We start from the raw sequence: 25015 nt of genomic DNA, 5'->3' as shown, positions 1-25015 counted from the left end.
CGCGCGGCAGCACATGGAGCGTCCCACTCGAATACACGATGTTCTTTCCCCATCCCCGGATATGACGTCGTCCCCGCGTATGACGTCGCAACTCTTCGGGCCGAAACTTTCGGGCCGAGTCGTAATTCAGCGAAGTCTTGGGAAGCCTCGTGAAGTAAGAGGCGGCAGCGGCCGCGTACACTCCATGTTTTTGCCTGGACTTGACCGCTCAGTACGATGGTGCGAATCTCTCGCATACGACACAGAGGGAGAGCGAACCATGACGGGTGCCGCACACAGTGGCTGGCCGACGGCCGATCTCGATCCGCTGCGGCGGCTGCGGGTGCTCGCCTCGACCACCAAGCACCCCACCTACGCCGAGCGCCACTTCGACGTCCCGTTCGCCGAGCTGTGGTCCGTGGCGTCCGATCTGGAGCACGAACTGCCGTACATCATCCCCGGGTTGCGCTCCTTCACCGTCATCGCCTCCGAGGGCGAGCGTCTCGAGGGCGAGGCGGTCAGCGCCCTCGGGCACCGGGAGCGCTTCGAGGTGGTGCTGCGCCCTGGGTGGTGCCTGATGCAGAGCCGGATCCTGGTCAGCGGAATGGCCGCCGCACCGGACGAGAACGGGTGCGCGTTCGCCTTCTTCAGCAGCCCGCGCTTCCCCGGGGGCGAGTTGGTCGGCCGGCTGCGCGGTCCCGGAGCCGAGCGGCGGTCGGCCCGGCTCCTCGACCGGCTTGAGCAGCGCTTGGCGGACCGGTCAGTCCCAGGCGGTCCGGAAGGACTTCCGGGCCCGGAACAGTCGTGATCTGACCGTGCCGACAGGTATCTCGAGCGCCTGCGCGACCTCCTGCTCACTCAGCCCCTCGACATGACGTAACGTCAGAACGGCGCGGTGCTCCGGCGCGAGACGCCCCATGGCGTCAGCGATGTCGGAGGCCAGCAGTACGTCCTCGGGGACGGGTTTTTCCTCCCATTCCACCGGCACGGTGTGCTGACCCTGCCTGCGCTTGGCGAACTTCACCGCCTCGCGCACCGCGATCACCCGCACCCAACCGAACAGTGCCGCCGGGGACTTGAGCTGCCGGATGCTGCAGAAGACGGCGATGAGCGCTTCCTGCGCCGCGTCCGGCCCGTCCTGCAGCGCGACCGGTCCGCAGATGCGGCCCACATACGGTTCGAGTACGCCGAGCAGCTCGTCCATCGCCAGCACGTCGCCGTGCTGCGCACCCTCCACCAGCCGGGCCAGGACCTCCGGGTCCCGGTCCGTCGCGTACGACCCGCCCGCTTCGGTCACAGCGCCCCCATCGCCCTCTTACCAGGACGCACGGGGAGAACAGCGGTAATGGGCGGAAGAGCAGCTTTCTTACGGAACTCGCGAGTTATGAAATCGCGAGGAGACCTTTGCTCCACGATTAATCGACCCCCGTCGATGGCGAATTCATCTCGATACACGCCCGCACAACCCTAGCAGGATGTGAAGAATCCCGGGAGTTTCGTGCGCGGGGATCAGGACGCGACCGGCATCGTCAAAGGATCAATTGTCAACCACCCTTCCTGTCGTCCGTGCGCGCCCGACGCCGTCCACCGTCCACCGGCCGGCGCCCGGTCGGCCCACGACGGTGGCGAAGCTGTCTCCTCATGCCATAGAGAGACCACCCGAGGCCGGAACACTCCCTCGGAACCATCATTTGAAGCCAGTTGCGGTCCGCAAGGAGTACCAGCCCACTGCCTCACCTCTGTCCATCTGAGACTCGGCATCGACCTCAGGATGCCGAGGACACCCCCAAGCAGGGCAGTTGAGGGAGGAGAACCGTGGATGAACCCGACCGACATCGGCACGCTCAGGCGTGAACCGGTCCCCCGGCCGCCGTCCCAGGAGGAGGACCCGTGGAACGCCGCGGCCCCCCTCGTACGGGCCGCGCAGTCGGGCGACCTGATGGCCCTCAATGATCTGCTCGACCTGCTCACGCCCTACGTCAGCAGGCTCTGCCGCCCCATCGCGCTGACCGACAGCGCCGACGCGGTGCAGGAGTCGCTCATCGCGGTCTTCCAGGGACTGCCCCGGCTGAAGGACCCGCGTGCCCTGTACGCGTGGGTCCGCACCATCACCGTCCGGGAGGCGGTCCGTATCGCCCGGCGCACCGAACACGAGACGCCGGTCGGCGAGTTCGCCGACCTCGCCTTCTCCGGCGGCCGCGACAGCGGTCCCGAGATCGCCGCCGACGTACGCGACGTGCTGCGCCGCCTGCCGAGCGAGCACCGCGCGGTGCTGGTCCTGCGCGAGCTGGAAGGACTCGACGAGAGTTCGGCGAGCCGGCTGCTGAACGTTTCCCGTGGCACGGTGAAGTCCCGGCTGCACCGTGCCCGTCACAACTTCCGAAAGGCGTGGGCACGATGACCGACGACTGGCCTGTCACCGAGCTCGACCCCGTACGCCGACTGCGCGTCCTGGCCGCGGGCCTGAACGCCGCCATGTACGCCGACGCCCACCTGGACCTGCCCTTCGCCGACGTGTGGGCGGTGGTGAGCGACCTCGAGGGCGAACTCCCCCACCTGCTTCCGACCTTGCGCGCGTTCCGCACGTCGCCCACGACGCCGACCCGAAGCAGCGCCTGGGCCTACGGCCCGTTCGGGCACAGCGCCCGGTTCGACGTCCTGCTGCAACCGGGCTGGTGCCTGATGCAGAGCGGGTGCGTGGTCGGCGGCATGGCGGCCGTCCCGGAGGGCGCCGGCACCCGCTTCGCGGTCCTCGGCGGACTGCGCCAGGGCTGGGCGGGCCCGGCCCAACGCGCCCTGCGCCCCCTCGGCACGGCCCGCGGCCACCGCATGATCGCCCGAGCCCAGCACCGCACCGCCCTCCGCTACCCACCGGACCGCCGGCCCATGGAACCGACGGGTTGACCACCGACGCCACAGGAGGGCGACCCCCACCACACCACTAGAGACGGGACCCCGACGCCCTGTCGAGGGCGCCGGGGGCGCCGGGGGCGCCGGGGGCGCCGGGGGCTGCCGAGGCCCTGGGATCAACCGCTAGGTGTGCCGTCTCATGACAGTGGTTCCTCACTGTCAGGCTTGGCGGGCGTGGGACGTGAGGCGATCGGCGAGCGCGATGACGAGCTCGCGCAGCTCAGCGGGGCGCTCGATGACGAACGGCCGGTCGAGTGAGGCGAGTGTCCGAGGCAACCAGTCGAGCCGCTGCGCCCGCAGCTCGACGCGCAGCCAGTGCTCGGCCGCCGGGTCCTGGCCGGCCGCGGGCTCGTGCTCCGCCAGGCTCGCGACGCCGGCGGGGAGGTGGGCGCGGATCTGCTCGGCTGTCCCGTGGATCCGCAAGGTCACCTCATGCCGGTACTCGGCCGTGGCGAATCCCGACAACACGCGCTGTGCCGGACCGGGTCCTGCGGGCGCTTCGAATGAGCCGGGCAGGGTCCGCGCGTCCGCGATGCGGTCGAGCCGAAAGGTTCGGTCCTCGCCGACCTGGGCGTCCTTGCCCGTGACGTACCACCGGCCCGCATGGGCGACGATCCCGTACGCGTGCAGTGTGCGCTCGCTGCGCCGGCCGTCGCGGTCGGTGTAGCGGATCGAGACCGGCCGACGGTGGCGCACCGCGTCGGCGAGGGTGAGCAGGAGCCCGGCGTCCGGGTGATCCGACTCGCCGGGCTGATCCGTGAAGGCGAGAGCTTCCAGGAGGCTGTCGAGCCGGCGGGCGATGTGCTGGGGCAGCACCCGCCGGATCTTTGCCGACGCCGTCTCGTTTGCCGTGCGCTCCGTCGTCGTCAGCCCTGCCCGGCGGCCGGCGACCAGGCCGAGCAGCACGGCCAGCGCCTCGTCGTCGGTGAGCATGAGCGGAGGCAGGCGGTACCCGGGAGCCAGCCGGTAGCCGCCGTAGCGGCCGCGCACCGACTCCACGGGCACGTCCAGGTCGATCAGCTGGTCCACATACCGCCGCACCGTGCGCCCTTCGACGCCGAGACGGTCGGCGAGCTCGGCCACAGTCCGGGTGCCGCCCGACTGCAGCAGCTCCAGGAGTGTCAGCACGCGGCCGGTGGGTCGAGGCATGTTCGCAGCCTAACGCGAATACAGGACCGATTCTGTCCACTATTTCTCCTAGCCTGCGACGTGCACGCCTCCAGCACAGCCAAGGAGATCCCCATGGACTTCGTCTCGATCCGCATCATCACCAGCGACGTCGCACGCCTCGTCGAGTTCTACGAGCGCGCCACCGGGGCGCGGGCGACGTGGGCCACCGAGGACTTCGCCGAACTCAGGACCGCGGGCGCCACCCTCGCGATCGCCGGCACCCGCACCGTCCCGCTGTTCGCCCCGGGCTCTGCCCGCCCGGCGGACAACCACAGCGTGATCACCGAGTTCCTCGTCGACGACGTGGACCGCGTTCACCAGAACCTGACCGGCTTCGTCACCGACTTCGTCGCCGGGCCCACCACGATGCCCTGGGGCAACCGGTCGCTGCTGTTCCGCGACCCCGACGGCAACCTCGTCAACTTCTTCACCCCCGTCACCTCGGCGGCCATCGAAAAGTTCGCACGCTGACGCCACGCGGCTGGTTGTCAGTCGAGCGCTCCGGCCTGTTCGGGGCGCTCGCCGGGGTCCGCGCGGACGACGCCCCGCGTCGGCAGGGCGCCCCCCGTGCCGTAGTGGCGCAGCAGCCACGCGCCGTATGCGGCGTGGAAGACGTACACGGACACCTGCCACCAGTCCGGGGCCGAGCCCGGCGAGCGGATCTGGAAGAAGTCGTCCAGCCCGTGGACGGCGACCATCGGCCAGACCGAGCCGATCGCGTACCGCAGCCCCACGCAGGTGAAGCCGAACAGGCCGGCGGACAGCATCTGCCACAGCGTGTCATCCAACGGGGCGCCGAGGAACAGGTAGTTCTGGACGTGGCCGGCGCCGAACAGGAAACCGACGCCGATCGCCGCCCGCATCGGGCCGAGCGGGGTGAGGACCTGCTGTACGAGGCCGCGACTGTAGATCTCCTCGTCGATGCTCACCCACAGCAGCGAGACCATGCCGCTGACCAGCAAGGTCGTACTTCCCTCAAGGCCTGCCACGGCGTACGCGCAGGCCACGACGAGCATCGGCAGGGCCAGCCACCAACGCCGCAGTTCTCCGAGCACGGCGACCCCACTCGCGCGCAGCCATCCCCACCGCCGCAGGACGAACCAGACGCCCGCGAAGCAAAGCGCGTTGACCACGGTGGCTCCCAGGTCGGGAAACCAGGACGGGGCCAGGGGAGGAAGGATCACCTTGGCGAGCAGCACCAGCACCACATGCCAGCCGAGCGTGAACTCGACGGCACCCCACAGGGGATGGCGGCCTACGTGGCTTTTCCACCGGGGTATCACGCGGCGAGCGTAGCCGCGGACGCCCTCTCACCGCCCTGCGCCTTCACAAACACGGCGGGTTCTGTTCCTTGAGCGCCTCGGCTGCCAGTAGTCGGCGGTGGCCACGACGGCGAGCCCGATGACCAGGCTCATGTGCGCCGGCCGGGATCCCGGCCGGCCGGCCCCTCTCCGTACCGCTCACGGGGGGGGGAGAACAAGAACGGTACGGAGAGTGGCCCTGGCCGGGCTGTGGTGCCGACGTCGGCGGACGGTCGCCTCCGCCTGCGGCGGTACCGAGCCCGGCCTACTCCTCCAGCGCGCGACCTCCGGGAAACGTCACCCCGGGCCAGGTACGGCAACCCCGGCGTGTGCAGGAGTACGACGGGGAACTGGGCGCGGCGGTCGCGCGGGCCCAGGAGGGCGACGAGGCCGCCTTCGCGGTCGCCTACCGGATCGTGCAGCCGGGCCTGCTCGGCTACCTCCACGGCATCGTCGGCGCCGACGCGGAGGACGTGGCATCCGACGCCTGGTTGGAGATAGCCCGCGACATCGGACGTTTCCAGGGCGACGGGCCCGGCTTCCGCGGCTGGACCGCGACCATCGCCCGGCACCGGGCGCTGGACCATCTGCGCCGACGGCGCGTGCGGCCGCAGGCGGGCGGGATCGTCCAGGACGCACTGAGTCTTGCCGGCCCGCACGACAGCCATGAGGAGGCCCTGGAGTCCATCTCCACCGAGCGGGCCCTGGACCTGGTCCGTGGCCTGCCGCGGGACCAGGCCGAGGCCGTGCTCCTGCGGGTCGTCGTCGGCCTGGACGGACCCGCCGCCGCACGAGTCCTGGGCAAGCGCCCGGGAGCGGTGCGCACGGCCGCCCACCGGGGCCTGAAACGCCTCGCCGCTCAGCTCGGCATCGGCGGCGAGGCGGAGGCGAGAGTGACGGATGAGGCCTCCCGCACGCTGGGGGAGTCGAAATGAACGACAGTTGTGGCAGTTGTCGACGGAAATTCATCAGATCCAGCACACCGAACCAAACGGTCGGACAGGGACGGAAACGGACATGGGCGAGCGGCTGAGCGGCGAAGGAGTACCAGGCCGTCAGCATGTGCCGTCCGGTGGTGTCCTGTCCGGCCCTACCGGCGTGCGGCACACGGACGCCCTGGAAACACTCCTCGCCGCCGCGCTACGCGCCGACGAGCTCGCGCCCGGGGCCGAACAGCAGGCCGTGGACGCCTTCCGGACCGCTCGCACCGCAGGCGCGCACCGGGCACGCACCCGGCGCGGGGACGACTGGCGATCGGCGGCGCAGCGGCGGCGCAGACGCCCGCTGAAGCTGACGTTCGGCGTGGCGTTCGCCGGTGTCGCCCTGGGCGGTGTGGCGGTCGCGGCCATCGGTTCCACCGGCTCCTCCACCGACGACGCCGGCGGCGGCCCGGTCAGCACGCACCCCTCGGCGGTCGCCCCTGACCGGTCGGACGGCGCCACCTCGTCGCCGTCCGTCGGCAGTGCACGGCCGACAGCCGGACCCAGCCGCGCCCAGGACACCGAAGCCCACTGCCGCGCCTACGAGCAGGTCCAGGGCCACGGCAAGGCGCTCGACGCGACGGCGTGGCGGCAACTCGTCGCGGCCGCCGGGGGCGAGGACAGGGTCACCGCCTACTGCGCCGAGCAACTGGCCGCCGCGACGGCCACACCGAGCAGGTCGACCGGCGCGGGCAACTCCGGCAAGGCTGCCGCGAACTCCAACGGCCCCTCCGGCGCAAGCACGTCCGGAAACGGCCAGGCGAACGCCGGCCAGGACAACGGCAAGCGCAGGTAGTGCCTCAGGTTGATGTGTTCAGACGCCGGCCTGGTCCAGGGCGCTCTGCAGGGACTGTCTGTAGCCCGCGCTGGTGTATGTGGCGCCGGACACCGTGTCGATGCGCGCGCTCTGCGCTTGCAGCGTCTCCTGGTTGAGCTCGGGGACGGCCGTCGAGTTCCACTTTCACGGCAGACCCTAGGCCGGGGACGCCAGCTCCGCCCTGCTGGTCACCCCCAGTTTGCGGCCTGCTTGCTCGATCAGTCCGGTCACGTCGTGCGGGGTCAGGAGCAGGGCCTGGGCGATCTGACGGTCACTGTGACCTGCGCGGAGCAGCTCGACCAGCCGGTGTTCGGTCGGGGAGACGCTCGGGGGCGCCGGGGGTGCCGGTTTCGGGCGCACTCCTGCCGTGGCGAGTGCTCCGCGTACCTGGCCGGCCAGCAGGACGCTGCCGCAGGTGTCCGCGAGGTGGAGCGCCTGGGTGAGGGCCTGGCGGGCCTCGTCGGCCTCGCCGCCGCGCATGAGGGCGGTTCCCAGCCCGTAGTGGGCGCGGGCCAGTTCCAGTCGGGCGGGGGACCGTTTCAGCAGGGCCACGGCCTCGCGCAGGAGGGCCTGTCCTCTGCGTCCGCCGTGGATGACGCCCAGACAGCGTGAGGCCATCCCGATCGCTCGCTCGGTGCCCCACTGGTGGGCCAGCTCCAGTTCCTCGGTGGCCAGTTGGAGCGCGTCCGTCCGCTGGCCGAGCGTGAGGTGCAGCAAGGCCGCCCGCGACCGCCACGGCACCCCGGTCAGGTTCATGACCCGTGCCCGGTTCTCCTCCGCGCCGTACTCATGCAGGACGGCGAGGGCGGCGGACGGATTGCCCCGCGCCGCGTGCAGGCGGCTGCGCGCGAGGAGCGCCGGGCCCTGCCAGGTCCAGCCCACCCGGTCGAAGTCGGCGTCCGCGGTGAGCACCGCCGTCGCCGAGGTCAGGTCGCACCGCTCGATGAACGACTCGCCCACCTGGGTTGTCATCGCCAGCCTGACCCGAGGCTCCAAGCCCTGGTCGGCCGTGGTGGCGGGGTGTCCGAAGTCAGCGGTGAGCGGGAGCAGTCGGCCACGGCGGGCCTGAACGAGCAGCTGCCAGGTCATCGCGGACGAGACCATCAAGAACGAGCCCCATCGACCGCCCATGTCGCCGATGCGGTCGAACAGCGCGACCGCGTCGTCGAGCCGGTCGGTGGTCACGAAGGCCAGCCCGGCGAGGGCCACGAGCATGTGGGACGCGTCCGCCGCGACCAGGCCGCCTCGCAGGGCCCGGTCCAGGAGGTCGTTGGCCACCTGGGCATTGGCCTCCCCTGTGGTGGCCGAGGCGGACAGCGCGGCCAGGACCATGCACTCACCAGGGGTGTCACCAGCCAGCTTGTGGTCCCACAGCCGTCGCGCGTGCCGGCGTGCGGCGGGGAGCGTGGACAGCTGGTCGTAACCGATCAACAGCATCTGCGCCTGAAGGAACCACGACACCTCACGAGCGAGGCCGATGCCGTCGTCGGTCTGCCCCAGATCGTCCACCGCACGGGCGAGGACATCGACGGCGCGCTCGTGCTCATGGCTGAGGAACAGCGCGCTGGCCAGCAGAGAGGCCGCCTCGGCCAGCGCGTAGGGGTCGGCTAACGCCTTCGAGGCCTGCGTCAGGTGGTGCCTGGCCGCGCCGACATCGATCTGTATCTCGTCCTTGCCCAACTCCAGCAGCAAGGGACCACGCTCTTCGACGGACACCGGCTCGCGCAGAGCCCGGCGCACATAGGCGGCGGTGACCTCCGGAGCCCCTCGGCCACGAGTCGCGCGCGCCGCCTCCCGCAGGGTGTCCACCCACCAGCTCTCACCGCCCGGTTCGGCCAGCAGCAGATGGGCCGCCACCAGATCGTCGGCCGCGCCGTCGCTCCGCAGCAGTTCGGCTGCCCGCGCGTGACCGGCGGCCAGTTCCACCGGCCCCAGGACGGCTTCGGCGACAGCAGTGCGGACCAGCGCATGCCCGAACCGCACCGGCTCACCCGGCGCCAGCACACCGATCTGCCGCAGCCTGCCGCCGAGCTCCCGTGCCGTCGACTCGCCCAGCCCCGCCAGCTCGGCCGCGACCTTCCAGGGGGCCTCGTCCCCCAGCACCACCAGGGCCCGCGCCAGGCAAAGGACCGGCTCCGGCTCGTCGGCCAGCCGCTTGACCACGGTTCCGGCCAGGATCCGGCCCCGGAACTCCTCCACCAGATGGGCCTGATCGTCGGTGGCCCCGACCTGGTTGTCGGCCAGGGTCCGCAGCAACTCGTGCAGCAGCAGCGGGTTGCTCTCGGTGGCCGAGGCACACGCGGCGACGAACCGTGGTTCGCCGGGCCCCAGGCTCGCCCGCACCAGGTGGGTCACACTGTCGATGTCCAGCCCGGGCAGGTCGACCGGACGGCAGTACGGCTGTCCGACGATCCGCTCCAGCATCGGCTCGACCCCGGCCCCGTTGTCCGGCCGCCCCGCCAGCACCAGCAGCAGCGGCAGACCCCGCAGACGTCGCGCCAGGTACTCGATCCACCGCACCGACGGGGCATCCGCCCAGTGCACGTCATCGACCACCAGGGCGACCGGCCCCTCGTCGGCGACATGCACCATCAGCCAGTACAGACTGTGCAGAAGGCCCACAGACGCCTCGGGCGACAACTCACCGGTCCCCTCCACCCGCAGCGCGTGCGACGCCAACTCCGCCGGACCCGACAACAACCGCGCCCGCTCCTCGTCACCGGCTCGGGCCAGCAAAGGCTCGACCAGCTGCCGCAGCACCGCGAAGGCGAAGCCCTGCTCCAGCTCCGCCCCGCTCGCGGACAGCACCAGGATCTCCCGTGGCTGCTGGGCGCCCGCCCACGTATCCAGCAGCGCGGTCTTCCCCATCCCCGCGCCCGCCCGTACCAGCACCACGCCGCCCCGGCCCGCCCGTGCCTCGCCGGCCGCACGCTCCAGGACCAGCAGCTGGTCCTGACGACCGAGCAGGCCGGACGGCGCCGTGCCGTCGTCGGCAGGAGGAATCGTCCGCCGGCCGGGGCGGCCCGCCGCGAGCAACGCGGCGGCGTCGGCGTCACCCAGCCCCAGCGCCGACACCAGCAGCTGCGCCGTGCGGCGCTGCGGACGCGCCCGCCGGCCGCGCTCCAGATCCCGGATGGACCGGGCCGCCATCCCGGCGGCCTCGGCCAGCTCCTCCTGTGTCAACCCCGCGGCCCGGCGAAAGACCAACAGCATCTCACCGAACGTCGCCAACTCCCCCGCCCCCCACCGCCCCGCCTCACGGGACGATCCCCTTCGGGGTCTGCCCGAAGCATCCGGGCGAGGACTTCTACGCCTCGCCGTTCAGCGGATGGTACTCACAGTCGATCACTGCTTGCAGGCAGTCCTCCCTTTCGACCGGGCGGGTCGACGAGGTGCTGGTGGGGTGGACGTGGGCGACGCTGCTGCCGTCCGCCGGCCGGAACCCGGACGGGGAGTGCGGCCGACAGGCGCCTCGCCGGAAGAACACGGGTGATCCGCCGACGAACGCCTCGGCGCCCCCGGACCGCCTCCAAGGCGGTCGGCGGTCGGTCTGAAGAGCACGGAGGCGGACGGGGGCACCAGGAAGAACAACGGGACGGATCACCGGAAGGACCGCGCGGGAACCTTCCGGTGCCGGAGCCGGTCCCCATCGCCCACGCCGGCCGGAGCGGAGGCGGCGGTCCGCCCGAGGGACAGGGATCGGACCGCCCTCGTTGTGCGAAGGGGGAACTTCACCACGCCAGGAACGACGGCCCTGCCCATGGTCCCGCCCAAGGCCCTGTCCAAGGCTCTCGTCGCGCTCGATCGCGTCGGCGTTCACGAGGAACTCACGTGGTGATCCCGCTGCTGGAGCAGCTGCGGCGAGCTGCCGGCTCTCGTCCCGACAGCAGCCTCCAGCGAGCCGGACAGCCCCTTTTCCTACGGTCGTTGCGGTCGCACAGTCGTGAAGGCACGCGTCGGCCCGAGTTCCCGTGGGGAGGCCCGGAACACGCCGTCTCCAGTACTGCCGCTTCCCGTCAACTGCGCTCTAAACACGGCTGCTTGCCGATTACGGTGACGCTCGCTGAGCTGGGAGAGACACCGTTCGACCAGCAGCTGGACTTGGGGGAACCGTGTCGCAAGGGATAGCCGTCGCATGTCCGACCTCATCGGCGGAAGACCGGTGAGCGTTGGCGGATCGTTGGTCGTACCGGTCCACCTCGACGCGCTGTGCCTGACCGACGATCTTGACGTGCGGGGACCGGACAACGACTTCAGCCGGCTCCCCTACCGCGACACGGCCACCGGTCTGGATCAGAACGGGGATCTCCCGTACGTCAGCGAGATCATGGTGCGGACCCCCTTCCAGGACGAGGACTTCCGGCTCAGGGCCGGCGTCCATCTTCACTGGGCGCTGCCCGACGGCCTGACCCGGATGGTCCAGCGCGCGGACGGCACCACCGCCGTCCCGGCGGTGCCGAACCGCTGGCTGGTGACCCGGAGCAGGGACGGGAAGGTGGAGGAGGAGTGGGTCGTCGAGAGCGACTACCTGTCCGACGACAATCCCGCCGCCATCCTCTATCCGGTACCCGGAGCGGGCCGGCCGTACAAGCGGCTCGGCCGGAGGTTGCCGCTCGACGTCTGGAGCCGCTCCACCGACCGCTCGCGGTATCTCCCCGAGCTGACCGCGGTCGGATACGGGGAGCCCACCTTCGCGGCGCAGTACGCCAACTGCCACAGCGTCTTCGGCTTCCACGACCCGGACTACCCGGGCGCCCCGCCGAAGGGCCTGCGCTACGAGGTGCTCGGCTGGTTCGACGACCACGGCCAGGATCCCGCCGCCGCGCTGGGTGACGGCTCAGCGGCGCCGGACGCGCGGAGTTGGCAGGAGGCGGCCCGACTGCGGTTCGGCTGGACGGCGTCCTCGGCCGGCCCCGACGCCCCGCCGCCGGGCCGGGTGGTCTGCTACGCACAACTGACCTTCGCGGCCACCGGCATCGAGCCGAGTCCACTGCTGTCCGACGCGGACGACGAGACCGGCGTCTGCGTGGGGAACACCGCCACCGAGGCGCTGTCCGCACACCTCGGAAGCGTCCTGCCCGCTGTGCCTGCCGACCAGGTGGAAGAACTCCTGGAGGCGCTGGCCTTCGCGGACGAACTGGAGTCGAAGCCGCTCGACCTCGGCTTCGGCCTGAGCGAGTCCCGGCACTCCGCCACCTTCCACGACGTGCCCTCCGGCATCCTGTGGACACTCCGGCGGCAGGACGACACCGAGAAGATCAGCGCCGAGGACAAGCAGGCACGCGAACGGCTCACCGTGCCCCACGCGTTGAGCGACCTGCTGAATCTGCTGAACGTCGCCCAGGCCGAGGTGGACCGGACGCGCCACCAACTGACCTCGGCACGGGAGCAGTTGTTCGCGGACTGGTACAAGTACCAGCTCTGCGCCTATCCGTACGACGCCCTGGTGGACTCGTATCCGAACCAGGACCAGGTGGCGTTCTTTCTCCGACGCACGATGGGCCTGCTCGACCAGGACTCCGGCAGGGCCGAGCTCCTGGCCCAGCGGCTGCGCGACGCGCGCAAGGCCGTCGACATCTCTCTGAAGGATTTCAACGCCGTCGCCCTGCGCGCCCGCAGCACCTTCGTCCTGCACGAGATTCCCGCACCGTCGTACCAACTCCCCAATGATCCCGTGGTGCTGCTCACCGGGCAGGCGGCCACTCCCGGTGACCGCCACGGCCAGGACGGGGCGCTGCACCCGCAGGGGCTGCTGGAGTGCGCCCTGTCCGCCGAGGGCCACCCGGACCTGAGCACGCCGAAAGCCGTGCGGGCCCTGCGGGCGAGTGCCGTCGCCGCGGTGGCGGAGCTGCCGGTGCCGAACTTCGCGGTCACCGAGTGGACCGGCGCGCCCTGGCATCCCACGGTGCTGGAGTGGGAAGTGGAGTTCTTCCCCGCGACGGTCGGCAACAACAACGACCCGCGTGACCGCAGCTACAGCGAGGACTTCGTCACCGGCAACTACGTCCTGCCGCCCCGTGACGTGGAACTTCAGCCGATCCGGCAGATACCGGACAAGGGCGCCAACGTCTACACCGGTACGACGATCCTCTCACCGGGGGCCCGGCCCCTGCTGTCCTCCCGGGTGCTGCGCTACCTGCAGGGCGCCCTGCTGCCGCTGTACAACGCGTCGGGGCAGCCGAAGGTGACCCGTGAGGCGTTCCTTTCCGACCCTGCCCCCGTGCTCGACTGGTCCGACTCCCACGGGACGGACCAGCGGCTGGCCCTGCTGGTCCGTGTCTACCGGCATCTCGCGGAGCACGAGGACAGCAACCTGTCAGCCGTCCTGAGCGGATTCAACGACGCCCTGCTGATGCGCAAGCTCACCCGGCAGCTTCCCGTGGCCGATCCGCTGGGCTTCCCCGACCACCAGCGGTTCGCCGCCGACCTCGCGCAGGCGGTGGGAGCGGAGACCCGGCACGCGCCACAGCCGCTCAGCGGCTTCAACCCGATCCGCGCCGGTGCGCTGCGGGTACTGCGGCTGCGGATGCTGGACAACTTCGGCACCGCCCAGGACGTCGATGTCAGCCGGATCCGGACCACCACACAGTTGCGGATGCCCGAGCACCCGGACTGGGTGGCGCTGCCGCCCCGGCTGGCCCAGCCCGCACAGCTGTCGTTCGAGTGGCTCGACGCGGAGGACGACGTCCGGCAGACCAACGGTCTGCCGGACACCTCCCCGATCTGCGGCTGGCTGGTACCCGACCACCTCGACGCCGGTCTCGCGGTGTACGCCGCCGACGGTTCGGCACTCGGCAAACTGCTCGCCCTGCCGGACCCCGAGCAGCCGCAGTTCGCCCAGTGGCGGGAACTTCCCGGAGGCGCCTCCGGCCCGATCGAGGCGATCGCCAACTCCCGTCTGCGGGCGGTGGTGCAGCGTCTGCGCGACACCAGGCTGACGGTTCTGGGCACGTTCCTGGAGGACCTGGACACCACCCTTGAGTACATCGAGCCGGAGGACTACGCCCAGCACCGGGGCCGGTCCGTGCTGATGGGCCGGCCGCTGGCGGTGGTCCGCGCGCGGGTGTCGCTGGAGCTGATGGGCCGTCCGGCCACCCACCAGGACTGGAACGTCTTCCGGCAGGACATGGGCCGCACCCACCGGGAGACCAACGACTTCCCGTCGGTCCGCTTCCCGGTCAGGATCGGCGAGCACCAGGTCCTCGACGACGGAGTCCTCGGGTTCTGGCTGGAGGACTCGGCGCAGCGCCTCGGCCCCCTCTGGCACGACGTACGTTCCGACGCGGACCCGCTGGTCCAGGCACTCGACGCGCCTCCGCAGCACCTGACCATGCTGATCGACCCGCGGGGCACGGTGCACGCGACGGCGGGGATCCTGCCGACCCGTTCGCTGCGGATCCCGTCCGGGATGTTCCGGGACGCGCTGGAAGGCATGGCCATCAGCTTCCGCACCGCGCCGGTCCTCACCGACGCGGACCGGATCGCCGTACCGCTGCCGGACGAGCCCGGTTACGCCTGGTCCTGGCAGGAGCGGGGACAGACCGGCGAGGTGGAACAGGCCGATCCGCCGCGCCCCGACGCACGGTTCCCGGCCCGGGCGACCCTGCGCGAAGGCTGGCTGACGCTGCGTCCCGTGTCCGACCCACAGACCGACCAAGGAGCCCGATGATCACCCTTGAGCTGACGCTCGCCGAGACGAACCTCCTTCTGGAGGCGCTCGGCAACCAGCCGTACGCGCAGGTGTACGAACTGATAACCAAGATCCACCAGCAGGCGGAGAAGTCCGCCGAGTCCCAGGACGGAACCGCGGAATGACGGCCAACCTGGTGCTGCACTGGCACCTGGACGCCCTGACCTCGAAGAACCAGGTCACGGACAGCTCCGACAACCATCTGGCCGGTACCGTCTCCGGGCAACCGGGGACACGCCCCGACGACCGGTTCGGCAGCGTGCTGGCGTTCGACGGCACCACCGTCCAGGTCAGCGGCGCCGACACACCGCTGCTGCGACTCGGCTCGTACACGGTCGAGGCATGGGTCAACCCGTCGGCCAAGAGGGCCAAACAGGTGGGCATCGTGGCGAAGGCGAAGGGCGACTTCGCCGTCGCACTCGACGCGGACGGCACCCTCAGGCACCGGTTCGACACCACGGCGAAGGCCGGCGACGGTCACGCCACCGCGCCCGGGGCCGTACCGACGGACACGTGGCACCACGTGGCATGCGTCAACGACGGGCACACCGCCCGTATCTACGTCGACGGGGTCAAGGCGAGCGAGTACGCGTTCGCCGGCGACCGGGCCGCCGCCCAGAGCCCGCTGCTGGTCGGCACGGACGGGACGGGCCGGTACACCGGGCTGCTGGCCCACGTACGGATCTACGACAACGCGCTCAGCCAGGCCGAGATCCAGCGGGACATGGCCGACGACGAGGCGTCGCTGGCCGCGTTCGTACGGGCGCATCCGCTGGACTTCGCCCTGCTCGACGTGGACCAGCAGCCGGTGCTGTTCATCGACGACGCCCCCGCAGGGCAGCCGATGACCCTGCGGCTCACCAACACCTCCCGCCAGGACATTGAACTCCGGACCCTGACGGGCCCCGTGTCGGCCACCGAGTACCACGTCGCGCTGCGGCTGCGCCCGGGAACCATCACGGTCCCGCCCGAACCGGCCGTCGCCACCTCCGGGTGGGCGCTGCTACGGGCCCCGGACCCGGCGACCGGCGGAACGGTGCTGTACCTGGGGGCGCCCAAGTCCATGGTCATCGGGCGGGGCGCGTCCTTCGACCTGTCGCTGCAGGGGCTGACGGCCGACGGGAGCCGCGGAACCCGAGGCACCCGGGTCGAGCTGACGCACCAGCGGATGCGGTACGCGGGTGAGCAGAGCGAACTGACCGGGCAGCGCACCGCGTTCCTCGACATCGTCAACCGGCGGGGCCGCCGTGACATCCCTCTCACCATCGGGTTCGTCGGCGGAAACCGGGTACTGAGCGACGGCGTCACACCGAACACCCTGAGTTTCCGGATCGCCAACCGGTCGCGGGACACCGCGCTCTCCCTGGCCGGCGCCTCGTTCACCCTCTCGTACGACCTTCAGGAGGCCGGCGAGACCCACGAGTGGGCGCTGGTGAACGCGGCCGCGGCGGCGGGCGCGGCGCTGGGCGGTCTGCGGGCGAACGGGGTCGGTTCCGACTGGGCGATCGCCTCGGAGAGACTCGGGCAGCGTGTCGAATGGACGCTGACCCCCCGGTCGGCCACTGCGTTCGGGCCCGACGGGACGCTGGTGGTGACCCTGTCCCAGGTGATCGCGGTTGCATCACTAGGCCAGGCTCCGATCGTCATCGGCTACCGCAACGTACCGGGATATCAGGACGGCTCGGTGACGCTGTTCGCCGAGAAGTCGCCGCTGCTGTACGGCCCCGTGAACACCGGTGTCGGCACCGTCGCCCCCCAGGCCAAGCTGCACATCGTCAACGCCAACCAGGACGCGAACGGAAACACGCTGGTCCTCGGCCCCACCAACCAGTCGAACCTGCGGCTCGGTTACCACCAGGACTACAGCTGGGTGCAGTCGCACGGCTCGAAACCGCTGGCCGTCAACCCGCTCAACAACAACGTCGGCATCGGCACCACGACGCCGGGCGCCCGGCTCACCGTGAGTGCCGACTCCTCCCACCTGCAACTGCGCAGAGAGCCGAACGCGGGCGGCGGCAAGCAGCTCTATCTCGAACTGTTCCAGGACAACAGCCCGAACCCGACCTACCCCGCGCTGCGCTTCCATCACGCCGGCGTCTTCTGGCACCGCATCGAGGGCAGGCCCGAAGGGCTCATGTTCAAGACCGGCGATCTCAACAGCGACGGTCTCAGCGACGTGTACGCGAACGTCGCCGTCGTGAACGGCCTGCGCAGCGGGACGGCCGCGAACACGCCGCTGGTGACCGACACCGGCGCCGGGCACCTTCAGCTGCGGCGGCAGAGCGGGACGGCCGACACCGTCTCCGGGAAGACCCTGCACCTGGAGCTGTTCCAGGACAGCAACGTCGGCGCGGCCTACCCCTCGCTGCGCTTCCACCACGGCAACCACTTCTGGCACCGCATCGAGGGCAGGCCCGAAGGGCTCATGTTCAAGACGGGCGACCTCAACAGCGACGGTCTCGTCGACGTGTACGCCAACACCGCGGTGCTGAACGGCCTGCGGATCGGAGACGTCACCATCGGCTCCGGCGAACTGCAGATCCTGCAGAAACTGGCGTCCGGACAGCTCCAGTTCGACCTGCGGAACGTGGTGCACGACGAATACGCCTTCGCCGGCTTCAACTTCATCGGCGACAACCGGCGTGCCATGGCCACCTGGGCCTCCAAGGGCGAGCGGGTGACCCAAGGACGCTGGCAGATCTCTTTCCCGGGATGAGGTGACCGATGACCCCGAAAACGCGAACACCCATAAAAGACATCCCGGTCTACTCGACCAGGCGCGAGACCCGTTCCGCCACCAAGGACAAGCGGGACGCGGATCTGAGAAAAATTCGCAGAGAAGCCGAGAAGAGGGCGAGAGACCTGAAAAGAAGGCGCGAACAGGCCACGGCGAGTCGCAAGCCCGGAGCGCCCGGAGAGCGGAAAGACGGCAGCCTGCATATCGCCTTCATCCAGATGGGCCAGGGCGACTGCATCGTGCTGTGCACACCCGAGGGCCGGGTCATCCTGTTCGACTGCGGCTCGCTCGGCACAGAGAAATCGGACGAGAACCTCACTGACGAACAGGCCGACCAGGTGCTCGTGGACCGGGCGCTGGACACTCTGAAAAATCCCAAGTTTCTCGGCAAGGTGAACGAGATCGACATCCTGATTCTCACTCACCCTGATGGCGACCACTGCAACAAGCTCAAGAAAGTAATCCCGGACGGATGCAAGATTTACAAGTGCTATCACAGTGCCCAGTTCGGCGAGTACACCGGAGGGGGGGCGAGCACCTTCCTGCGCAAGAAGGTGCGTGACCCCGCGATACTGCGCGTCGTGAAGAACCATGACCCGAACCATGGCGTGAACGGCCAGGTCACTCTCAACGGAACCCCCGTGAAGGCAGCGACCGACAAGGAAAAAGTCGACCGGCTGGACGGAAAAGGCTCAAAAGACGGAAAAGGCGATCAGCACGGCATTCTGATCGTGGACGAAAAGGACTGCAAGGTGTCGATCCTGGCCGCCGGCGTCGAGAAAGACTACGCGAAAGACCATGCTACCGACCCCAACCGGGCAAGCATCGTGACGCTCGTCGAGGCCTTCGGTGAAAAGCTGCTGCTGTGCGGCGACGCGACCACCAGCACCGAAGAATTCCTCCTGAACACGGCCAAGGGCCGGCTGAAGGACCTGACCGTCGTGCAGGCCGCCCACCACGGCAGCATCACGACCTCGTCCTCCCCGGATTTCGTCGAATGGGTGAACCCGAAAGTTGTCGTCGCCAGCGCTGGAATGGAAATCAAAAAGCATCATCACCCGAGTCATGAGGTGATCCAGGGCTACGTGGACAAACTCGAAAAAGAAAAGCGCACCGACAGACTGAAGGACGAACACGAGACGTTCGTCTGGGAACTCAACAAAGGGGGAAACCGCTCCCGCGGCAGCGTCTGGAGCAGACGAAAGGTGTACACCACCGGTTCCTATGGGGCCGTCACACTCGACTACCCGGAAAGCTGATGACTCCCGACGAGATCAGGAACGCGGTGCGCCTGACCGGCACCGGGATCGATGTCGCGGTCGGCGCGCTGACCGGCGTGGGCGACCTCTTCGCCTCGTTCTTCCCCGACGGGCACCTCGTCCTGTCCTCCGTGACCGACCGTACGGAGACCGCCGGCGGGGTCAGGGCGATGGGCACCGGTGCCTCCGGACCGTTCACCGGCATGGCGCTGGAGGTGTCCTTCACCAGCGCGCCGAACTCCGTACGGGTCGTGGTACGGGCCGCCGGTGCCCCTGACTGGACGTTCTCGCAGGCGTTCCCACCCCTGCGAGACTCGGTCTTCGACACTCTGCGGTTCCAGTCACCGGTCCTGGTCCTGGACTCGGCCGCCACCGCCATGACCTTCGGCGGTGTCCTGGTCGTCACCACGCCGATGGCGGCCCTGGACCTGCTGATGCCAGGGGTCACCCACACCCTGGCCGGTGAGATCACCATGGTGAGCGGCCCGGCGGCACTGGACTTCCCGACGACTCCCGTCCCGGACATCCTGCTGTACGGGCCGGAGAAACTGACCCTCGACCTGGGCCTGTTCACCCTCACCGAGCTTCGCTACGAGATCACCTCGGACCCCGTCTTCAATTACCACGACGTCGACTGGACGGCACGCGGCTCGATCACCGTGACCGCGGCCGTACCGGTCACCGTGGCCGGAACGCGGCGGAACGTGCTCGTCTCCACAGGGATCGCCGGCTGGGGCGACAGCCTGCTGTTCTCGGGGGACTTCAGCGAACTCGGCGACCTCAGCCTCGCGGACGTGACCGGCTTCGTCGGCCAGTCCGCCCTGCCGGTCCCCTTCGACTTCTCCGTCACCAGCCCGGTGGTGCTCAGCGACGTCGAGATGCGGGTGACCCCGGCCACCCTGTCCGTCGACTACATCAGCGTGACCCTGGAGACCCGGGAACAGTGGACGGTCGTCCCGAACCTGCTGGATCTCCAGGCGATCGACCTGCACTTCCGGATCGACAGCCCGCTGTCGTCACCGAAGACATCCGGAATCCTCACGGGGCTGTTCGGCATCGGCGAGAGCGGCACCTTGCAGATCAGCGCCGACTTCGGCGCCGGCACGCTGGGCGGATCCCTGCGCGAGGGTGACGGCCCCCTGAGCATGCGCGAGGTCTACACAGCCCTCACCGGCGCCGACCCCACCACGGTCCCGGACCTGTCGGTGGACAAGTTCGACCTCGGCCTGACGATGCCCACCGAGGAACGCACCGCCGTCTACCGCGCCTTCCTGGAACTGACCGGTGACTGGCATCTGACGGATTCGCTCTCCCTGACCGACGTGATGTTCTCCGTCAAGCACGACCAGGGCACCACGTTCGAGGCGCTGGCGCTGTTCCTCATCGGCGGAGTCGAAGCCAAGATCACCGCGGCGTACGATCCCGCGCCCAAAAAGCAGTGGCAGTTCACCGGCGGGACCGGCTCCGGCCAGCGGATCCCGATCGGCAGGCTGTTCGAGGACCTCGCCAACCGGTTCGGCGCGATCGCCCTGCCCGCGCCGATCGCCCAGCTCGTCATCCAGAACCTCGGTATGGAGGTGTCCACCGGAACCGGGCTCCTCTTCCTCACCGGCGAGGCGCTGTTCCCCCTCGACACCGCCGAGGTGGACGTGACGCTCGCGATCGACACCGGGCAGCGCAGCCTCACCGCCGCGCTCGCCGCGACGGTACCGACAGCCCACGGGCCCTTCACTCCCCGCTTCGACCTGAGGTTCGCCCAACAGCCGACGGCGACCCTGTTCACCGCCGCCTACAGCCATGCGGCCGGTGACCCCGTTCCCGCGCTGAAGGACCTGGTCGCAGCCCTGCTGCCGTCCGCGGCGGCGTTCGTCCCGGACGGGCTGACCGTGGACCTGAAGGACGCCTTCCTCGCCGTGGACGGGCCGGCGTACCTGTTCGGCGCCGACCTGGCGGTCACGGTCGACCTGTCGCACCTGCCGGTCGTCGGCGACCATCTCGGCGCGGGCGAGATGGGCTTCGACCCGCTCCGGCTGGTCGCGGCCTCCGCCGCCCTGACCGGGGCCGAGGTCACGGCCGTCAACGGGATGCTGCCGAATGCCGTGGCCAAGCTGCCCGACGGGGACCTGCCCGCCGGATTCCTGGTCAGCGGGCTGCTGAAGCTCGGCGCCCTGGAACAGGGCCTGGTCCTGCCGGTCGCGGGCGCCCAGCCCGCCGCACCGGACGTGCCGACCACCGACAACCCGCCGCAGAGCGCCGACAACGCCCTCTGGTACAACGTGCAGCGGTCCTTCGGGCCGATCCACGTCCAGCGGGTGGGCATGCGGTACGATCATCCGCCCGGCGAGGGCGCCGAACTCGCCGTACTGCTGGACGCCTCGATCTCGGCGGCCGGGCTGACGCTCACCCTGACCGGCCTGGAGGCCGGGGTCGCACTGTCCGACCCGACCGCGATGCCGACCTTCGGGCTGGCGGGACTCGACCTCGCCTACGCCTCGGGGCCGGTCGAGATCGGCGGCTCGTTCCTGAAGAACACCGTCGAGTTCGAGGGCGCGACCTACCCGGCGTACGGCGGGGCGGCGACCATCCGCACCGCCGACCTGTCCATCGGCGCCATCGGCTCCTACCTCCAACTCCCTCAGGGCCCCTCCCTGTTCGTGTACGCCTTCCTCGACAAGCCGATCGGCGGACCGGCGTTCTTCTTCGTCCGCGGGCTGGCCGCGGGCTTCGGCTACAACCGCAGGCTGATACCTCCCGCGCTGGACCAGCTCGCCGACTTCCCGCTGATCGCCGACGTGGTCAAGGGCAGTTCGCCCGCCGCCGACGTGGGCGGTCAGCTGCAGCGGCTGAACGACTCGCTGCCACCGTCCCCCGGTGACGTCTTCCTGATGTTCGGGATCCGGTTCACCTCGTTCGAGATGGTCGACTCCTTCCTGCTGCTGTCGGCAGGCTTCGGCCACCGGTTCGAGCTGAACATGATGGGGCTGTCGACGCTGATCCTGCCCGCGGCGGACGCGGGCGCGGCGGACGTCACACCGGTCGCCGAGGTGCAACTGGCGCTGCGCGGCACCTTCGTCCCCGACGACGGGTTCTTCGCGATCGCCGCCCAGCTCACCCCGAACTCCTATCTGCTGTCCCGGGACTGCAAGTTGACCGGCGGCTTCGCGTTCAGCACCTGGTTCGCGGGGCCCAACAGCGGTGACTTCGTCCTGAGCGTCGGCGGTTACCACCCGCACTTCACCGTGCCCGCGCACTACCCGGTGGTGCCGCGGCTCGGCTTCAACTGGCAGGTCAACTCACATCTGCAGCTCACCGGCAGCGCCTACTACGCGCTGACCCCCTCGGCACTGATGGCGGGCGGCAGCCTCAGCGCGACCTGGCACGACGGCTCGCTGCAGGCCTGGTTCGACGCCTCGATGGACTTCCTCATCGCGTGGCAGCCGTATCACTACGAGGCCTCCGCGCACGTCTCGATCGGCGCCTCGTACACGTTCTCGTTCTTCGGCAGCCACACCATCAGCGCCCATGTGGGCGCGGACGTCGAGTTCTGGGGCCCGGACTTCGGCGGTCGAGCCCACATCGACCTGAGCATCATCTCCTTCACCATCTCCTTCGGCGCGTCGGGCTCCGCCGGGCCCGCCCCGATCCCGTGGAGCACGTTCCAGGCGACCCTGCTCCCGCCCCACGAGGAGATCACCACCGTCGCGCTGGGTGGCGGAGCGCTGGCCCCGGGCGGCGGCACGGACCTCGGCGTGGTGGACCCGCACGGCCTGGTGCTGGTCACCGACTCGGTCATCCCCAGCACCGGCGCGGTGCGCGGCCCGGCCAAGCAGGACGTGGCGTTGCCGACGGGCACCGCCGGTACGGCCTTCGGGGTGAGCCCGATGGACGTGGCGTCCGCGACCTCGACGCACCGGATCGAGATCACCAAAGACGGCAAACGGATGGACCAGCTGTTCGACTTCACGCCGGTCGGCAAGCAACTCCCGTCGGCGCTCTGGGGAAGTGAGTTCGGAGCCTCGCTCAACCGGCCGCAGCTCGTAGGGGACCTGCTCACCGGTTACACGGTGCGACCGTTGCCGCCGAAGGAACCGACCGTCTCGGCGACCCTGCCGAGCGCCGCACTCCAGAGCGCGACCCCGCTGTTCACCGAACCGGACGCGATCCGCTGGGCGACCGCCGAACCGGCCCGCCACACCGCGCAGGACGCCGGCACGATCACCGCCGCGCTGCGGGACCCCGCCGTCGCCGCGGCCCGCACGACCCTCGTCGACGCGGTGCTCGGGGACGTCCCGATCGACCTCGCCGGATTCGGCGTCGACCAGTTCCTGGAGGTACCGCAGGTGGTCACTCATGGCTGACACCATCACGTTCGTCGATCACTCCCAGCCGGTCCTGCCGCCCGGGGAGTACGTGATCACCACCACCCAGACGATCACCGAAAGCCCGGAGCCGTTTCCGGCGACCCGTCAGTTCACCGTCAGCGCGGACCGCTTCTCCCTTCCTGCGGCCCGGGTGACGGCGGTCTTCCCGCCGGACGGCAGCCTCGGCGACCATCGCAACGTGCTGCCGCACGTCATGCTGGACCGGCCGACGCTGCCCTGGGAACGCTCGTCCGGCGTGGACGGCCCCTGGCTGGCGCTGCTGCTGTTCACCCAGTCGCAGCGGCCCGACCCGAAGGTGGTCCGGCTCGCCGACCTCGGCGCCGGGTCGGCGCACTTTCCCGCCACCCCTCTGGAGGCACACCAGTCACCCGACGACCAGGCCACCGTCATCGACGTCCGCAGACAAGTGCTGGAGGAGATCCTGCCGTCGGCGGCGGAACTGCCCTACCTGGCGCATCTTCGGCGTACCGAGGACGCCCCGGACGTCGCGGTGGTCCTGGGGAACAGGCTGCCGTCGGCGGACGAGCCGAGCACCGTGCACCTGGTGTCGGTGGAAGGGCGTTACCGGGCCGACGGGTTCGACCTGGGTCCCGGTGAGCCCGACTCACTCGTACGTCTGGTGAGCCTGGCCTCCTGGAAGTTCGCCTGCGTGGCCGAGAACCAGAACTTCGCCGCCCTCGTCCGGGACCTGGCTCAGCACGGCAGCCCCCTGCGGCTGCCCGACAGCGGCAACGCCGCCGCGGACGACCTGCTGCGCCAGGGACAGGTTCCCGTGCGGCACACCCTGCGGCAGGGCGGGAGCACCGTGTCGTGGTACCGGGGCCCCTTGACGACCGGACCGGTGGCCAAGTCGTCGCTCCCGGCGCCCCGTAGCTCCGACGGGCTGCTGCGTTTCCACCCGGACATCGGCATGTTCGAGGCCGGCTACGCCGCCGCCTGGGAACTGGGCAGACTGCTCGCGTTGCAGAGCACCGACTACGCCACCGCGTTGTACGACTGGAAGCGGCGCCGCAGTCAGAAGCGGCTGCGGGCGGCCCTGGAACCCGCCTCGGGCTACCCGCTCGACGTCCCGGACATCGACGACACGCTGCCGGAGACGGTACGGACATGGCTGACGGGCCTGGCCGGTCTGGCGGGGGTCCCGTTGATGTACCTCGTGCCCGACGAGCGGCTGCTGCCGGTGGAGAGCATCCGGTTCGTCAGCCTCGACCAGGGGTGGATACGCCATCTGCTGGACGGCGCCTTCAGCATCGGCAGACTGACCGCGGCGGACGCCGAACTCGACCGGGCAGGACCGCCGGTGCACAGGGCCGCGGTGGTGACCGGGGCGCTGATCCGATCCGGTGTCGTGTCCGGCTACCCCGGACTGGTCGTCGAGGCGTTCGCCGAGGGGCACGACAGTCCGCTGGAAGAGGTCGGGACGATCCGTCTCACCCCGGACGTCATGCTCTGTCTCTTCGCCGGCACACTGACCCGGCTCGACGTCCGACAGCGGCCCGAGGCGGTTCACTTCGCGGTGGAACTCCCTGCCCGCGGACAGTTCGGCAAGTCACTGCGCAACGCCGACGGGACCGACGGCCCGGTGCTGGCGCCGCTACCCCTGGGGCCGGGCGGCCGGCTGCCCATCGGCGATTTCACCAGGAGCATCGCCGCGACGCTGGGCGTCGAGACGCTCAGCTCCGGCGACTTCGCACGGCAGATGATCGAGACGGCCGAGCGAGTGACCTTTCTGAGCTCCTGACCCATTCCCCGACCGCGCCCCCCTCACTTCCCCTTGCCTCTCCCCCTGA

Annotated in this window: 16 protein-coding genes and 1 pseudogene; 12 read left to right on the top strand and 5 right to left on the bottom strand. The window is 70.1% G+C overall.

Features of this window, described 5'->3' with window-relative positions; all coding sequences use genetic code 11:
* The first annotated feature begins 259 nt into the window (after window positions 1-259).
* Window positions 260-787: a hypothetical protein gene (locus ACIBAF_RS29115; protein ID WP_399466932.1), complete on the top strand. Its 528-nt coding sequence runs from the start codon at window positions 260-262 to the stop codon at window positions 785-787.
* Here ACIBAF_RS29115 and ACIBAF_RS29110 read toward each other — a convergent pair.
* Complete coding sequence (locus tag ACIBAF_RS29110) at window positions 740-1276, bottom strand: RNA polymerase sigma factor (RefSeq protein ID WP_399466931.1); 537 nt, start codon at window positions 1274-1276, stop codon at window positions 740-742. The genes ACIBAF_RS29115 and ACIBAF_RS29110 overlap by 48 nt on opposite strands.
* A 522-nt stretch (window positions 1277-1798) precedes the next feature.
* Here ACIBAF_RS29110 and ACIBAF_RS29105 point away from each other — a divergent pair.
* The gene (locus tag ACIBAF_RS29105; RefSeq protein ID WP_399466930.1) at window positions 1799-2380 is read left to right on the top strand and encodes an RNA polymerase sigma factor; all 582 of its coding nucleotides are present in this window, start codon (window positions 1799-1801) and stop codon (window positions 2378-2380) included.
* Window positions 2377-2883 carry a hypothetical protein gene (locus ACIBAF_RS29100; protein WP_399466929.1) on the top strand — a complete coding sequence of 169 codons (507 nt, stop codon included), beginning with the start codon at window positions 2377-2379 and terminating at the stop codon, window positions 2881-2883. Before ACIBAF_RS29105 ends, ACIBAF_RS29100 begins: the two co-directional genes overlap by 4 nt.
* A gap of 165 nt (window positions 2884-3048) precedes the next feature.
* Here the strand turns inward: ACIBAF_RS29100 and ACIBAF_RS29095 are convergent, their stop codons facing one another.
* Window positions 3049-4038 carry a helix-turn-helix transcriptional regulator gene (locus tag ACIBAF_RS29095; RefSeq protein ID WP_399466928.1) on the bottom strand — a complete coding sequence of 330 codons (990 nt, stop codon included), beginning with the start codon at window positions 4036-4038 and terminating at the stop codon, window positions 3049-3051.
* Between the two features lie 93 nt (window positions 4039-4131).
* On the opposite strand from ACIBAF_RS29095, the gene ACIBAF_RS29090 reads away from it, so the two are divergent.
* On the top strand, window positions 4132-4530 hold the full coding sequence (locus ACIBAF_RS29090) for a VOC family protein (protein WP_399466927.1): 399 nt from the start codon (window positions 4132-4134) through the stop codon (window positions 4528-4530).
* A 17-nt stretch (window positions 4531-4547) separates the two neighbouring features.
* Here the strand turns inward: ACIBAF_RS29090 and ACIBAF_RS29085 are convergent, their stop codons facing one another.
* Window positions 4548-5342 carry a lysostaphin resistance A-like protein gene (locus ACIBAF_RS29085; protein WP_399466926.1) on the bottom strand — a complete coding sequence of 265 codons (795 nt, stop codon included), beginning with the start codon at window positions 5340-5342 and terminating at the stop codon, window positions 4548-4550.
* Between the two features lie 347 nt (window positions 5343-5689).
* Here ACIBAF_RS29085 and ACIBAF_RS29080 point away from each other — a divergent pair, with 347 nt between their 5' ends.
* On the top strand, window positions 5690-6295 hold the full coding sequence (locus tag ACIBAF_RS29080) for an RNA polymerase sigma factor (protein ID WP_399466925.1): 606 nt from the start codon (window positions 5690-5692) through the stop codon (window positions 6293-6295).
* An 82-nt stretch (window positions 6296-6377) separates the two neighbouring features.
* A complete protein-coding gene (locus tag ACIBAF_RS29075) occupies window positions 6378-7136 on the top strand; it encodes a hypothetical protein (protein ID WP_399466924.1) in 759 nt (252 codons plus the stop codon).
* Window positions 7137-7154: 18 nt separating this feature from the next.
* Here the strand turns inward: ACIBAF_RS29075 and ACIBAF_RS29070 are convergent.
* A pseudogene (locus ACIBAF_RS29070) lies at window positions 7155-7295 on the bottom strand (FMN-binding protein); the annotation flags it as partial.
* An 18-nt stretch (window positions 7296-7313) separates the two neighbouring features.
* Complete coding sequence (locus tag ACIBAF_RS29065) at window positions 7314-10370, bottom strand: ATP-binding protein (protein ID WP_399466922.1); 3057 nt, start codon at window positions 10368-10370, stop codon at window positions 7314-7316.
* 922 nt (window positions 10371-11292) lie between these two features.
* On the opposite strand from ACIBAF_RS29065, the gene ACIBAF_RS29060 reads away from it, so the two are divergent.
* From ACIBAF_RS29060 to ACIBAF_RS29035, 6 genes are read left to right on the top strand one after another with little or no spacing between them, the layout of a single operon-like run.
* The gene (locus ACIBAF_RS29060; RefSeq protein ID WP_399466920.1) at window positions 11293-14826 is read left to right on the top strand and encodes a hypothetical protein; all 3534 of its coding nucleotides are present in this window, start codon (window positions 11293-11295) and stop codon (window positions 14824-14826) included.
* A complete protein-coding gene (locus ACIBAF_RS29055; protein ID WP_399466918.1) occupies window positions 14823-14972 on the top strand; it encodes a hypothetical protein in 150 nt (49 codons plus the stop codon). The genes ACIBAF_RS29060 and ACIBAF_RS29055 overlap by 4 nt, the downstream gene beginning before the upstream one ends.
* The gene (locus ACIBAF_RS29050) at window positions 14969-17563 is read left to right on the top strand and encodes a LamG-like jellyroll fold domain-containing protein (RefSeq protein ID WP_399466917.1); all 2595 of its coding nucleotides are present in this window, start codon (window positions 14969-14971) and stop codon (window positions 17561-17563) included. The genes ACIBAF_RS29055 and ACIBAF_RS29050 overlap by 4 nt, the downstream gene beginning before the upstream one ends.
* An 8-nt stretch (window positions 17564-17571) precedes the next feature.
* Window positions 17572-18843 (top strand): ComEC/Rec2 family competence protein, encoded by a 1272-nt coding sequence (locus ACIBAF_RS29045; RefSeq protein ID WP_399466915.1) that lies wholly within the window; start codon window positions 17572-17574, stop codon window positions 18841-18843.
* Complete coding sequence (locus ACIBAF_RS29040; RefSeq protein ID WP_399466914.1) at window positions 18843-23201, top strand: DUF6603 domain-containing protein; 4359 nt, start codon at window positions 18843-18845, stop codon at window positions 23199-23201. The genes ACIBAF_RS29045 and ACIBAF_RS29040 overlap by 1 nt, the downstream gene beginning before the upstream one ends.
* A complete protein-coding gene (locus ACIBAF_RS29035) occupies window positions 23194-24966 on the top strand; it encodes a hypothetical protein (RefSeq protein ID WP_399466913.1) in 1773 nt (590 codons plus the stop codon). The genes ACIBAF_RS29040 and ACIBAF_RS29035 overlap by 8 nt, the downstream gene beginning before the upstream one ends.
* The last annotated feature ends 49 nt before the right edge of the window (window positions 24967-25015 follow it).

The sequence above is a fragment of the Streptomyces sp. NPDC051677 genome (assembly GCF_044453465.1).
Classification (GTDB): domain Bacteria; phylum Actinomycetota; class Actinomycetes; order Streptomycetales; family Streptomycetaceae; genus Streptomyces.
This window is presented reverse-complemented; position numbering and strand designations above follow the sequence as displayed.